This is a genomic window from Nostoc sp. C96 (genome assembly GCF_059384975.1).
The window spans coordinates 3728508-3742817 of record NZ_CM182020.1 but is presented as its reverse complement, the minus strand read 5'-3'; the positions used below and the strand labels follow the sequence as shown (position 1 = coordinate 3742817).

Here is a 14310-nt window from a genome sequence, read left to right as displayed (position 1 = left end):
ATGTGTGAAAAGTCCTCTTGTTACGAATTATTTGCTCCTAATTGAAGGCTGTAAAGATTGGCATAGACTCCTTGTTGTTCTATGAGTTCTGTATGAGTACCTTGTTCGACTATTTGTCCTTGTTGAATGACTAACACCTGATCGGCCTGAGTCACGGTGCTGAGACGGTGAGCAATGACAAAGCTAGTACGATTTTTTAACAAACGAGCGATCGCACTCTGCACTAGTGTTTCTGTACGAGTATCAATACTACTAGTTGCTTCATCTAAAATCAAAATTCGTGGATTAATCAACACCGCACGGGCAATACTAATTAATTGGCGCTGTCCTTGACTCAGGGGCGCACCTCTTTCACCTAATTGGGTGGCGTAACCTTGTGGTAGTGAGGTAATGAATTCATGCACATTTGCCAATTGAGCCGCACTTTCTATATCGGCTTGGCTGGCGTATGGAGAGCCAAAGGCAATATTTTCGGCAACAGTCCCACTGAACAAAATATTATCTTGTAAAACAATGCCAATTTGACGGCGCAAACTAGCTTGCGTCACACTCCGCACATCAATGTTATCTATTTTGACTGCACCACCAGACACATCGTAAAAACGCAATATCAGGTTAATAATAGTGGTTTTACCTGAGCCTGTTGACCCTACTAGTGCAATCATTTGCCCAGGACTAGCGTGTAAATTCACTCCTTTGAGAACCAGTTGCTCTGGGTTATAGCCAAAGGTGACATTCTCAAATCTCACCTCGCCTTGAATAGCCGGCATTTCTTCAGCATCTGGCGCATCTTGGAGTTTGGCTGGTTCATCTAACAGCAGAAAAATTCGCTCTAATCCGGCAAAGGCTGATTGAGCTTGGGTGTAAAACTGGCTGAGAATTTGGATGGGGCGAAAAAATTGCTGGACGTACAGTAAAAACGATGTGACGACACCAACTGTGGCGGCTCCGGTGACAGCGAGATAACCCCCAAATGCTAGTACACCTGCGGTTGCGAGGGTATTGAGAAAATCAATCGACGGTAAAAAGGCCGCAGTAATAGCCACCGCCTCAACATTCGCATCTCGATTAGCAGCGTTGAGAATGTCGAATTCTCGAATATTGACTTGTACACGATTAAATGCTTGGGCTTCGCGCACACTGCTAATATCTTCTTCTAACTTGGCGGAAAGGTCGCCAATTGTTTGGCGTGTAACGCGAAATCTGGCTCTCGCCCACCGGGAAAATAAACTAGTAGTAAAAATCATCAGTGGCACAACTAGGTTGCTCAACAAGCCGAGTTGTAGATTAATTGTCAGCATTGCAATGACAATACCCACCAAACTGAAAACGTTACCCAACATTTGGGCGACGGTTTGACCAAATGCCTGATTTACGGTATTAACATCATTTAATAAGCGACTCATTAAATCGCCGGCTTCACTGCGGTCAAAAAAGCTGAGTGGTAAACTCTGGATTTTCAGAAAAATATCTTGTCGTAGTTGTGCCAACAATCGCTGCATAATCCAGCCGACGCGAACAATTTGACCACGTGTTGCCGAAATACCCAGTACATAGATTAGTGCTAGTAATCCTAACAGCAGCAACAACCCCGGTAAATTACCTTTAGCAATGAGATGATCAATTGACCAACCCAGTAAGAACGGCCCGATCGCCTGCGTTGACGCACCAATTAGTACTAATGTCAAGGCAATCGGAATTTCTTTGCGATAGGGACGCAGATATTGTAAAAAGCGCCGTAAGGTTGAGAGTTGCTGAGTTGCCAGTTGCTCGGATGCAACAATCGGGCCTGTAGCTCTCATAAGAATTTAGGATTTTAGATTATAGGTTGGGGATAGGGAATTGTTGTCTGCGGCTGGCTAGGAATTAATGATTTGTCGCAATTATTGTTTGTTATACGTTGACAAAACCTTTCAAATCATCTCATAAATGTGCTGCGGAAGTCATATTTGATTGCTTGATTTGAGATTCCAAAATTGCGCCGTAAAGTGGGCTGGTTTGCATCAATTCTTCATGGGTTCCTTGGGCTACCAATAGACCTTTATCTATCAACAAAATGCGATCGGCATTTTTAACGGTACTAATGCGTTGCGCCACTACAAAGGTGACACAAGCTTTTTGCTGCATTAAATTATCTAGTTCAGCTTGAATTTGGGCGGCGGTTTTCGCATCAACCGCAGAGGTACTATCATCCAAAATCAGAATACTGTAATCAGTGAGTAAGGTACGAGCGATCGCTATCCGTTGTTTTTGTCCACCAGATAAGCCAACACCGCGCTCACCGACAATTGTTTCGTAGCCATCGGGCAAGCTAATAATAAAATCATGAATCTGGGCTGTTTTTGCTACCTCTATTACCTGTTCTAAGGTGGCTTTGGGTTTGGCGTAGGCAATATTCTCACGGATAGTGCCAGAGAATAAAGTTGTTTCTTGAAAGACAATGCCGATATGCGATCGCAAACTTTGCAACGTAAAATCCCGCACATCCCGCCCGTCAATACGGATGGCTCCCCCAGTCACATCATAAAAACGCGGAATCAAGTTCATGACTGTGCTTTTGCCGGAACCTGTCATGCCCAGAACAGCAATTAACTCTTTGGGCTTGGTTTCAAAGGAAACATTTTTCAGCGCTTCGCTTGTGGCTCCCGGATAGCGAAAGGATACGTTTTCAAAGGTAATTCTGCCACCACAAATTTTAAATTGTTGGGCATGAGGGCGATCGCGGATTTCGACTGCGGCATCTACTACTTCAAATACTCGTGTCGCCGAGGCTGCGGCTTGGGCGATCGCTGGGGCGGCAAAACCAATTAATAAAATAGGTTGAAAAATTAACACTAAGTAGGAATTAAACGCCACCAATTCCCCAATGGAAAAGCTATTGCTAATTACCTGGGTTCCGCCATAACCAAACACTGCCAGCGTTACCAAGTTACTCAGCAAAAAGATAAAAGGGAACGTGTTACGAATGGCACGAATCGTCTGCATATTTGCGGTGACGAGGCCATCGTTCAAGGTGGTGTAACGCGACTTTTCGGCGGACTCCCGCACAAAGGCTTTAACTACACGTATCCCTAGCAAATTCTCTTGTAAAACAGCATTCAAATTCCCCAATTGCTGTTGTATTTGCCCAAACAGTTGGTTATTCTGACTAATGAATTGTGCCATCAACCATGCTGATATCGGTACTACTGATAGTGTAATTAAAGCGAGTTGCCAATTCATCACGAGCAAGATTACCGCAATGGCTACCAATGTCACCAATCCCCCAATCACCTGAATCAAGCTAGTACCGACAAATGTGCGGATTAGCTCAATGTCACTAGTCACACGGGTTAACAATTGGGAGGTTTGCGATTGGTCATGATAGCTAAAACTGAGATTTTGAATTTTGCTGAAAATTTTGTTGCGTAAGTCATAAGCGACACCTTGAGAAGCGGCTTCTGCCAAATAGCTTTGACCAAAGTTAAACAAACCTCGTGCGATCGCCGCTACTACCATCCAAGCCGCACTGTAAAGTACTATCTGTAAGTTTCGCGGCGCAATTCCTTGATCAATTCCCCAACGAAATAATTGCGGAGTTACAGCATTTGCCACTGTCAATAATAAGACACTGATCAAAGCCCCCAATGAAATCCAGCGGTAATTGCCTAAACTCTCCAGTACCCGCTGAATTGAACGCATCGACGAAGTTTGCCGGAGTTCTGGTCGTTGCACCAATTGTCGTCACCTCCAACTAATACCATTTCACTTTAAGTTTGATACAAATAGACCGCAGGGGGCAGGGGGTAGGAGGCAGGGGGCAGGGGGCAGGGAGCAAGGGGAAAGAATGGAAAATCGATGATGAATTTGTATCATTTTTTTCGTGAAATGGTGTCAGAGGATGTCTGAAAACTTTTTGATGTTGTATTTGAGATTTGTAGATCCCCCTAAATCCCCCTTAAAAAGGGGGACTTTGATTCATTTCCCCCCTTTTTAAGGGGGGCTAGGGGGGATCAGGCAAAATATTTAATACTTCTCAGACATCCTCTAATAATTTTGCACACCCACACCCCTACCCCGTGACACCCATGTTTTACTCCCCACTCCCTATTTCCGCACAGTCACCACTAGTAATTGTACTGTGACAGTCGTACCTGATGCAGCATCAGAAGAAATAGAAAATTCTCCACCATGAGCATTGACAATGCGTTTCGTAATCGCCAGTCCCAGTCCTGTACCAGCAGATTTTGTTGAGAAGAATGGCTGAGTGAGTTTAGAGAGAATTTCTGAAGGAATTGGCTCACCGCCATTACAAACATTGATGCAAACTTGACCTGGAGATGAATTTTTCACTTCCCAAATAATCACATCTCCTGAAGCAACTGCTTCACAAGCATTACGCACAACATTGATAAATACTTGTTTGAGCTTATCTTTATCTCCTAAAATTTTGACTGGATGTGGGCTAGGGATAAATTCAATTTTGCGTGAGAATGCTTCTGGCATTTCTCTAATTAATTGCTGCAATTCCTGAATGAACTCATTCACATCTAATTCACCCAGTTGCAACACTTGGGGTTTAGCATAAAGCAAAATTTCACTCAGCAGATTTTCTAACCGTGTAGCTTCGCTCAGTGCTAACGATAATCGCTCTTTAGCTGCTGAGTTTAATATAGTTTTTTTGAAGTAGTTTAATCCCATGATCATTGTCGTCAAGGGATTCCGAATTTCATGGACAATCATGGCTGCAAACTCGCCAATAGCTGCGAGTCGTTCTTGTTCTACCAGCTTGGCTTGGGCTGTCCGCAGTTCGGCAGTGCGTTTTTCTACTTCAGACTCTAAAACTTGATTAAATTTGCACTGTTGTTGGTAGAGATAATAATTATCAATTGCTGTAGCTGCCCGTTCTGCAAATACTTCGGCAACTTGAATTTCTTCTTTGGTAAACTCTCTTTGCTGGCGATGAAAAGAGCAGATAGTCCCAATTACTTTTCCTTCTGCTGTCCGTAATGGTATGCCTAAATAAGCATAGTAACCTTCGGGAATATGCCCATACTCAGGATTTTTTACCGCATCTTCTACTGCTAAGGGGCGACCAATTTCGATTACAGTCCCAGTGAGCAAACCATGTAGTGAATAGACATGTTCACCCTCACCCATATCAATACTACTGGCTAGTACTTGCTCAAAACCTTTTTGGCACACGGTCACAACTGACCAATCTACTTCTAGTAATTCACTAACTCCACAGGCAATACTCTGTAGGTAACTATTTAGCTCCCCAGATCGATAGTTCAAACAGGATAAAAATGCGATCGCTCGTCTTTCGCGCTGCCATAGTTGCTTTTGCAACAAACTTGTTTTACCACTGGCTTTGCTCATATTTGCCTGTTGCAGAAGTTAATAATTTTTTAATAATCATTAATCCTAAGTTCAAAATCTTCTCCAGTAATTATCCTGGACATATATCATAATTTAACTAACTTTGGATTTTCGATTTAATCATAAGAAATAATACTGGAATTACATCCTAATTTCTACTATTAATTAATAAATATTTGATTAAATTAATAAATTTTAATAACATCTCAATTATAGAGTAAATTCGTTAAATAGTTCCTGAATATTATCTACTAATAATATAGAGGTTAATCTAAGATTAATACATAGTTAACAATTAGCTAAGTTTAAAGCTATTGCAAGGTTACGATGAAAATATAGCCGTAGTCAGATATGTTAGGACAATTTGAAAGCTTGAATGCCAGGAATAATCAAACTTTTTCTCCAGCATAGCTGCCTTCTGCTATAAATCTGCGACGCAGAACTGATATCAGTTATCATTCATTCCGTGTATCTGTGCAGAAACCAGAAAACCCTCTTCTCAGCTATCTCTTTGTAAGCTAATCAGCATTTAAGCTACACTATTGAAATTGTAAATAAATGACTTAAACCCTCTCCTCTGCCCCTCTGCTCCCCTGCGGTCTAAACTGCAAACTAGGGGCTTAACAGCTTATGTGATCACCCGTAATCTTAATCTCTTATTAATAAAAAACAGTATTTACACTGTCGGCAATTGTAAAAAATAAAGCGAAGATTTTGATAGATATTATACTCGTTATATCAAAAATAACGGGAATTAACTAGATAACTGGTCTGGCAGAATAAATTCTCTAGTTACGTTGGCAAGTCCTATTTGTCAAGGACTACAGCGACTTTGCTCGCCGAGAAAAATGACTCAATATTCATGCGTGGGTATTTAAGTGTGAAGACAGAATTGATAATTAATTATACGCACAGACATAAACAAATTTGTCAACCGCGCATAATACCACTGAAGCCTTTAACATTCAGCTTTGTTATTGCAGCAGTATTGTGCAATTATCATCAGGCGATCGCCCAAACTTCTAATCCTCAGACCTTACCATCTGGAAGGATTGAAGAGATTTCTGTTCCTTCCTTACCTTCAGATGCACTACCGCAACCATCAGACCAAGAGCCATTACTTCCACCTGTGCAGTTACCTGGTGAAGCGACACCCACAGAGGATGATTCTAATGCCAAATTCCGGGTTGAGCGCATAGAAGTTGTTGGTAGTACAGTATTTAAACCAGAAGATTTTGCCCCAATTACAGCCCCTTTTGTGGGACGAGAAGTAACCTTTGCAGACTTATTACAAGTCAAAGAAGCCATCAGTAAGTTCTACACAGATAAAGGCTATGTCACTACAGGCGCTTTAATTTCACCGCAAACAGTAGATGCGGGAGTGATCAAAATTCAGGTAGTCGAAGGTAGTTTACAAGAAATCCAAATTGTCGGGAATCGGCGATTAAATAGCAACTACATTCGCGATCGCATCCGCATTGGTGCAGGAAAACCCTTGAATGTGCCACGCTTACTGGAAAAGCTGCAACAACTCCGACTCGATCCACGCATTAAAAATCTCTCAGCGGAATTGCAAACCGGTACAACTCCCGGAACGAATATTTTACGTGTCGAAGTTCAAGAAGCCGACACCTTCACAGCTACAGTCACCTTAGATAATGGGCGATCGCCCAGTGTTGGTAGTTTTCGCCGGGGTATAGATGTACAAGAAGCCAATTTACTAGGTTTGGGAGATACCTTGAGTGTGGGATATACCAATACCGACGGCAGTAATACAATCGCTGCTAGTTACACATTGCCCGTTAATGCTTACAATGGCGCTTTATCTTTTAGTGTTAACCAAGGCTGGAACAACGTCATTGAAAAACCATTCAGCGTTCTGGATATTCAGTCAAATAGCACCGCTTACGAATTTGGATTTCGTCAACCATTACTGCAAAAGCCAACCCAAGAATTAGCGGTGGGGGTATCCTTTTCACGTCAAGAAAGCCAAACAAAAATCGGTCTAGATAATATTGGCGGCTTTCCCTTATCACCTGGTGCAGATGATAATGGTAAAACCAATATTTCTGCCTTACGCTTTACCCAAGAGTATACCCAACGCAGCAGTAAACAAGTTTTTGCCGCGCGATCGCAATTTAGTCTGGGAGTCGATTGGTTTGGAGCCAATGTCAGCAACGAGGCTCCCGATAGTCGCTTTTTTAGTTGGCGGGGACAAGCACAGTGGGTACGACAATTCGCACCAGATACCCTGTTTTTAACTAGAGGCGATTTACAAATAGCCGCAGATACCCTCGTACCTTTAGAGCAATTTGGTCTGGGTGGACAGCTAAGTGTGCGGGGCTATCGCCAGGATACATTACTCACAGATAACGGTATCTTGTTTTCCTCAGAATTTCGATTTCCGATTGTGCGTGTTAACAAAATCCAAGGAGTCCTACAACTAGCACCTTTTATTGATGTTGGTAAAGGCTGGAATACCAAAGGGAACAATCCCTCTTCAAGCACATTAGTAGGTGCTGGGTTAGGGCTGTTGTGGAAACAAGGTAATAACTTCTCCGCCCGTTTGGATTGGGGGATTCCGCTGATATCAGTGGATGGTGCAAAAGAAACTCTCCAAGAAAATGGTTTGTACTTTTCTATGCAGTATTCGCCATTTTGATAGAAAAAGTGGCGTTGCATCAATGCGGGATTGTCATGGCGAGTGCAATGAAGTAATACCCTGCGGGAAGCTGCGCGTCTACACTTACTTCGCGATCGCTACGTAACCTACTAGTTCGCCGTAATACCAATTCACAAAAATCTTGATACACATACAAGAACTTGTAGGAGCAAACGGCTTTCTGTCCAGTGTGAGAAGCGGGTTTTCTTACTTGAGTAAACTGTTCAATTCTGATTGAGAATTGCTGTATGCACATAAATTTTGTCAATCTCCCTGTCTCAATCATTTTGTGAATTGGTATGACTGCATTGGGAACAATAAACACGTAATAAAAAATAAGAAATCGGTTGATGAAATTAACTTTTGTTGGGTTTTACTTTCTCGGTGTAATCTGCATATCTGCAATTTACAATAATTGTGTTCAGGCGCAAGTAATACCTGACAACACTCTTAATACTGCTGTGAGTGGTAGTAGTAATTACACTATCATCAACGGCACTCGTGTCGGCAATAATTTATTTCATAGCTTTAGCCAATTCTCTATACTTACAGGCGATTCTGTTCTGTTTAATAATTCCACTACCGTAGAAAACATCTTCGCCCGTGTCACAGGTGGGAGTGTGTCGAATATCGATGGCACAATCAGCGCCAACGGTAGTGCTAATTTATTCTTGCTGAATCCTGCGGGGATTTTGTTTGGGGCTAATGCTAAATTGAATATTGGGGGTTCTTTTGTCGGCACTAGTGCAAATAGCATTAAATTTGCAGATGGGTTAAAGTTTAGCGCCACCGATACTACATCGCCAGCCTTATTAACTATGAGCGCTCCCGTAGGTTTGCAACTTGGTAGCAATCCAGGCGCGATTACCGTTCAAGGAGCCGGACACAATGCTAACTTCAGTGCATCGTCATCAATATCTGGACTCAACCTCGGTACAAGAGGATTACAGCTACAATCTGGCAAAACCTTAGCATTAGTGGGTGGGAATATTGCCTTAAATGGAGGCTTACTCTCCGCACCAGGAGGACAAATAGAACTGGGTAGCGTCAGTAACGCCAATGTTGTTCTCAATTCCACTTCTCAAGGCTTTACCCTGAGTTATCCCAATACAGCAAGTTTCGGCAATATTACCCTCACCCAACGAGCTTTAGCATCTACACGCGATCTCAGTCGAGGAAATGGCGGATCTATCAATATTCAAGGAAAGCAAGTAAGTATCCGCGATGGTTCTTTGGTATTTGTTCAAAATCGGGCGTTGCATAATAGAGGGATGACTTGAGGGTATCTACTGTGCAATGTCCATACTGCGGATCTACGAAAATTCGTAAGAACGGAAAGCGAAGAAGTAAACAAAATCACATTTGCGTATCATGCGCTCGCCAATTTATTGATTTGTACGAGCCACCAAAAGGATATTCTGAGGAATTGAAACAAGAATGCTTAAAAATGTACCTTAACGGTATGGGTTTTCGTGGGATTGAACGAGTCAAAGGAGTACATCATACTACTATTATTTATTGGGTCAAACAATTGGGAGAGAAACTTCCGGACGTACCGAAAGAAGATGTAATTCCAGAAGTTGGAGAACTTGATGAATTAGAGACATTTGTTGGTTCAAAAAAAACAAAATTTGGTTATGGACAGCAGTAAATCACTTTACTCAAGGTATTTTAGCCTGGGTTTTGGGAGACCATAGTGCCGAAACTTTTGAGCCATTGTGGAAAATTGCTAAACAATGGAAAAGCTATTTTTATGTGACAGATGGCTGGAAAGTTTACCCAAGCTTTATTCCAGATGGAGACCAAATTGTCAGTAAAACATATATGACACGAGTTGAAAATGAAAACACTAGGCTTAGACATTATTTAGCACGCCTTCACCGAAAAACTTTATGCTATTCCAAGACAGAAGAAATGCTGAGATACTCGGTTAAATTATTACTTCATTATTTGAAGTATCAAACTGTACCTACATAAATCGATTCATCCCTTCATTCAGCAACGCCCAAAATCGTAGTAACCAAGCTGCTGGTAATATTGTTGTTAATGCTACAGAATCATTGGATATTATCGGTAAGTCACCTAATTTTGCGAGTTCTAGCAGTTTAGTCAATGACACCATGTCTTCTGCCGCAGCAGGGCATATCATCGTTAATACCCCGAAGTTAAATATTGATCAAGGTGGTTACATCTTAAACCGCACATTTAGCTCCGCCGCTGGGGGCAACATTATCATCAATAGTGATGCAGTGGATGTCAATGGTTTTGCATTGGGCGATCCTTCACCTTTTCGAGCCGTTAGTCAAATATTAACCGCTTCTTTTGGTAAGGGAAAGGGCGGAGATATTTCCCTTACCACGCAAGATTTATCTATTTCAGCGGGAGCCAATATAGCAGCTAGACCTTATTCTTCAGGTAAGGGCGGCGATGTGAATATCACAGCAGATACAATTCTGGTGACAGGTGAAGGAACTCCAAAAGGTAGTTATTTTAGTTTACTTTCTGCTGCCACATTCGGGGTTGGCGATGCCGGGAATTTGGACATTAAAACCCGTAAGCTATCGGTTCAAGCTGGTGGTAGAGTATCGGCTTCGAGCATAATTCTCGGAAATGCAGGTTCACTGACTATCAACGCGTCAGAATCGATTGATGTGAGTGGGATGAAACCTGGAGAAACCCCCAGTTATATTGGTAGTGCTGTTCTACCTGTAGGCGCTTTTAGTAAAATTTCCCGCGCTAATGCAGGTAACGCTACTATTAACGCCCCACTTGTTACTGTCTCTGATGGGGCGACGATTTTTGTTCAAAATACTGGCTCTGGGACAGCGGGCAATTTGCAAATTAATGCCAATACCCTCACACTCAAGAATGGTGGAAACCTTTTAGCTTCCACAAAAGCAGGCGAAGGCGGTAACATCAATTTGCAACTACGAGATTTACTACTTATGCGTTATAGCGGTTTTATTAGTGCCGAAGCAGCTGGTACTGGCAATGGTGGCAATATTAGTATTAATGCTCCGGTGATTGTTGGGCTGGAAAATAGTGACATTATTGCCAATGCAGTACAAGGAAAGGGTGGCAATATTAGCATTACAACTCAAGGGATTATTGGTCTAGAATTCCGCGATACTTTGACTCCCAGAGTTGACCTGACCAATGATATTACAGCTAGTTCTGCATTTAATGTCAATGGCACGGTGGAAATTAATAACATTGGTGTTGACCCAAATTCAGGTTTAGTAAAACTACCAGCAAATGTAACTGATCCATCGCAGCAAATAGCGAGTGGTTGTTCCGCTAATCCCAGTAGTAGTTTTGTCGCTACCGGACGAGGTGGGATACCACAAAATCCCACACAGGAAATTAGGAGCGATCGCACTTGGTCTGATGTCCGCGACATCTCTGCATTCCACCAAACACAACAAGTCCAAGCCCAAACACCCAAATCACCAGAAACTCTTGTCCAAGCAACTTCTTGGCATCGTAACACCCAAGGCAAAATTGAATTAATTGCAGCTAAATATTCTACAAATGTTCAGCCATCGTTAAGCTGTGCAGCAGTTCCCAAAAGTTAAATTTAAATCTTCATAGTATTAAAACTCTCATCTGGGAACACTAAATTACCTGTAGAAAATTAGAGATGAATTGATGAAAGTAAGTTTTGCTAACTTGGGCTTCATTGGTGCAATTTTTCTATCTATGATTTGCAACAGTAGTGTTCAAGCGCAAGTCAAACCTGATGGCACTCTCAATACCATTGTGACTGGCAGTAATAATTACACCATCACGGGAGGCACTGTTGTTGACAAGAATTTATTTCATAGCTTCAGCCAATTTTCAATTCCCAGCAACGGCTCTGTCACCTTCAGCTATAGCGGCAATATCCAAAACATTTTCAGTCGCGTCACTGGCAATAGTGTTTCTGACATCGATGGAAGCATTAACGCTAGTGCAAATCTATTTTTACTCAACCCTGCGGGGATTATTTTTGGTAAAAACGCCAGTTTGAATATTAGTGGTTCCTTTGTAGCGACAACTGCCAATAGCATTAAGTTTGCTGATGGAACTGAATTTAGTGCAGTTAGTCCGCAAACAAATACATTGTTAACTATGAGTGTGCCTATTGGACTACAAATGGGTAATTATCCCTCACCTATACAAGTTCAAGGTACAGGACATAGCTTAAATAGTATCAATAGTTTTTCTCCTTTAATTCGTAATCCTAGCTCAACAAAATTGCAAGTACAGTCAGGCAAAACCCTGGCACTGGTGGGTGGTAATATCAATTTGAATGGCGCTACCATAACGGCTGAAACAGGGCAAATAGCATTAGGTAGTTTAGGTGGTGCAGGATTAGTTAGTTTAGTACCAACTACTCAAGGCTATAAATTGGAGTATGAGCAGGGACAAAGTTTTGCTGATATTCAACTGGCGCAAAAGTCGCTCTTAGATGTGAGTGGGTTCAACTCTGGTGCAGTTCAACTTCAGGGCAAAAATATCAACTTTACTGATGGTTCGTTGATTTTCTCCAAAAATTATGGCAGTCTTCCCAGTGGAGATATTCATTTACAAGCATCAGAAGCGATCGCAATTATTGGCACAACACCCAATGCTAAAATTCGCAGTTGGATTCGCTCGGAAGCCTTGGGGAAGGGAGCCAGCGCCAATATCAGTATCATCACTCCTCGTTTGAAGCTTCAAGAAGGTTCAGGAATAAATACTGTAACTTTTGGATCTGCTAACAGTGGCAACATTCACATAAAAGCGACAGATATGCAAGTATCGGGCTTTTCCAGCCTGAATCCTACTGGTGTCACCTCCATTGCCACTGGCACCTATGGAACAGGAACAGCTGGTAATCTTTTAGTGGAGGGGAATAATTTACTAGTTTCTGAGGGAGCTTCTTTATCTTCGGTGACATTTGGTCGAGGCTCCAGCGGTCAGGTGATAATTCGTAATCAAAATACCACAGTCATGGGCGAAAGCCCTTCTGGGCTTTATAGCAATATTAGTCTAACTAGCTTTGCAACTGGAAATACTCAAGATTTGATATTAGATACTGGCAAGTTACAAATATTGAATGGTGGAGCAATTGGTTCATCTGTATTCTTTCAAGGTAATGGCGGAAATGTAAAAATCAAAGCCAGGGAGGCGATCGCCATTAGTGGTAGCAGTAGTAACAATAACAGTAATATTAACTCTTCTGCTGTGCGTTTAAGTCCTCAGTTACGCCAAATATTTAGCCTCCCAGATATACTGACGGCAAATGCTGGTAATGTCAGTATTAATACACCTAAGTTGACACTAAGCGATAGTGGGACAGTCAGTGTTACTAGTCAAGGTACTGGTAACGCGGGTAATCTTCAGATCACCGCAGATCAGATCCAATTAAAAAATCAAGCCTTAATTCAGGCACAGACAGAATCTGGTCAGGGTGGTGATATCAACTTGCAAGTAGGAAGTTTGCTGCTGATGCGCGATCGCAGTAAAATTACAGCCACAGCAGGCGGTCAGGGTAATGGCGGTAATATCAATATCAACGCACCTATCATTGTGGGTTTAGAAGATAGTGACATTATTGCGAATGCAGTACAAGGAAAGGGTGGAAATATTCAAATCATCACTCAGGGGATTATCGGTTTAGAATATCGTCCGCAACTGACACCACAAAATGAGATTACTGCTAGTTCCCAATTTGGGGTGAATGGTACAGTGCAAGTGAATAATGTTGGTGTTGACCCTAATTCTGGTTTAGTGGAATTGCCAGCAAATGTCAGTGATCCATCTCAACAAATTGCTAGTGGATGTGCAAATACCAACGGTAGTAGTTTTGTCGCCACAGGAAGAGGTGGGATACCGCAAAATCCCACACAGGAAATTGGGAGCGATCGCACTTGGTCTGATGTGCGTGATATCTCTGCATTCCACACAACAAAGCAATTGCCAGCCCAAACACTTTCTTCCCCAAAAATTCTTGTCCAAGCAACATCCTGGAGACGTAACGCCCAAGGCAAAATCGAATTAATTACTACTCAAGTAGCCAATGTTCAAACATCTCTCACTTGTGCTGCACAAATAAAATAATAGCTACTCTACAAAGATGCTTCGTGTTAACGAAAGCAGTGTTTTGTGCTGACTATCTAGTGCAAGCAATACTCTCAATATATCAGGATAAAGTATTTTAAGTAATGTTAGGGATGTATTTTGTAGTTAAAAGACCCTATAACGGGTAAGAATCCCAATTATTTAGATAGGAAATCTTGATTAATATATTATTTCATAGATTT

7 protein-coding genes and 1 pseudogene are annotated in these 14310 nt (G+C 41.9%); 5 read left to right on the top strand and 3 right to left on the bottom strand.

Annotation, left to right across the window (positions count from 1 at the left end):
- Positions 1–20 precede the first annotated feature (20 nt).
- The 3 genes from AC504W_RS15945 to AC504W_RS15935 form a co-directional block, all read right to left on the bottom strand.
- Entirely contained in the window at positions 21–1802 is a 1782-nt protein-coding gene (locus AC504W_RS15945; RefSeq protein WP_494873271.1) for an ABC transporter ATP-binding protein, read from the bottom strand.
- Positions 1803–1923: 121 nt separating this feature from the next.
- The gene (locus AC504W_RS15940; protein ID WP_494878665.1) at positions 1924–3681 is read right to left on the bottom strand and encodes an ABC transporter ATP-binding protein; all 1758 of its coding nucleotides are present in this window, start codon (positions 3679–3681) and stop codon (positions 1924–1926) included.
- Positions 3682–4086: 405 nt separating this feature from the next.
- Positions 4087–5361, bottom strand: coding sequence for an ATP-binding protein (locus AC504W_RS15935; RefSeq protein WP_494873270.1), 1275 nt, complete (start codon positions 5359–5361; stop codon positions 4087–4089).
- A gap of 862 nt (positions 5362–6223) precedes the next feature.
- On the opposite strand from AC504W_RS15935, the gene AC504W_RS15930 reads away from it, so the two are divergent.
- The 5 genes and pseudogenes from AC504W_RS15930 to AC504W_RS15910 all read left to right on the top strand — a co-directional run bounded on the left by AC504W_RS15930 (position 6224) and on the right by AC504W_RS15910 (position 14107).
- Positions 6224–8023 (top strand): ShlB/FhaC/HecB family hemolysin secretion/activation protein, encoded by a 1800-nt coding sequence (locus tag AC504W_RS15930; RefSeq protein ID WP_494873269.1) that lies wholly within the window; start codon positions 6224–6226, stop codon positions 8021–8023.
- 350 nt (positions 8024–8373) lie between these two features.
- The gene (locus tag AC504W_RS15925) at positions 8374–9303 is read left to right on the top strand and encodes a filamentous hemagglutinin N-terminal domain-containing protein (protein ID WP_494873268.1); all 930 of its coding nucleotides are present in this window, start codon (positions 8374–8376) and stop codon (positions 9301–9303) included.
- Positions 9304–9314: 11 nt separating this feature from the next.
- A protein-coding gene (locus AC504W_RS15920; protein WP_494873060.1) for an IS1 family transposase occupies positions 9315–10000 on the top strand; the annotation gives its coding sequence in 2 pieces (ribosomal slippage) (positions 9315–9654 and positions 9654–10000; 687 coding nt in all).
- Between the two features lie 29 nt (positions 10001–10029).
- A pseudogene (locus AC504W_RS15915) lies at positions 10030–11598 on the top strand (autotransporter outer membrane beta-barrel domain-containing protein); the annotation flags it as partial.
- 73 nt (positions 11599–11671) lie between these two features.
- A complete protein-coding gene (locus AC504W_RS15910; protein WP_494873267.1) occupies positions 11672–14107 on the top strand; it encodes a two-partner secretion domain-containing protein in 2436 nt (811 codons plus the stop codon).
- The last annotated feature ends 203 nt before the right edge of the window (positions 14108–14310 follow it).

Bases quoted from the DNA above. Each gene is read 5' to 3' on its own strand.
- AC504W_RS15910 (WP_494873267.1), top strand. From the start codon at position 11,672: ATGAAAGTAAGTTTTGCTAACTTGGGCTTCATTGGTGCAATTTTTCTA.
- AC504W_RS15930 (WP_494873269.1), top strand. From the start codon at position 6,224: ATGCGTGGGTATTTAAGTGTGAAGACAGAATTGATAATTAATTATACG.
- AC504W_RS15940 (WP_494878665.1), bottom strand. From the start codon at position 3,681: ATGCGTTCAATTCAGCGGGTACTGGAGAGTTTAGGCAATTACCGCTGG.
- AC504W_RS15925 (WP_494873268.1), top strand. From the start codon at position 8,374: ATGAAATTAACTTTTGTTGGGTTTTACTTTCTCGGTGTAATCTGCATA.
- AC504W_RS15945 (WP_494873271.1), bottom strand. From the start codon at position 1,802: ATGAGAGCTACAGGCCCGATTGTTGCATCCGAGCAACTGGCAACTCAG.
- AC504W_RS15935 (WP_494873270.1), bottom strand. From the start codon at position 5,361: ATGAGCAAAGCCAGTGGTAAAACAAGTTTGTTGCAAAAGCAACTATGG.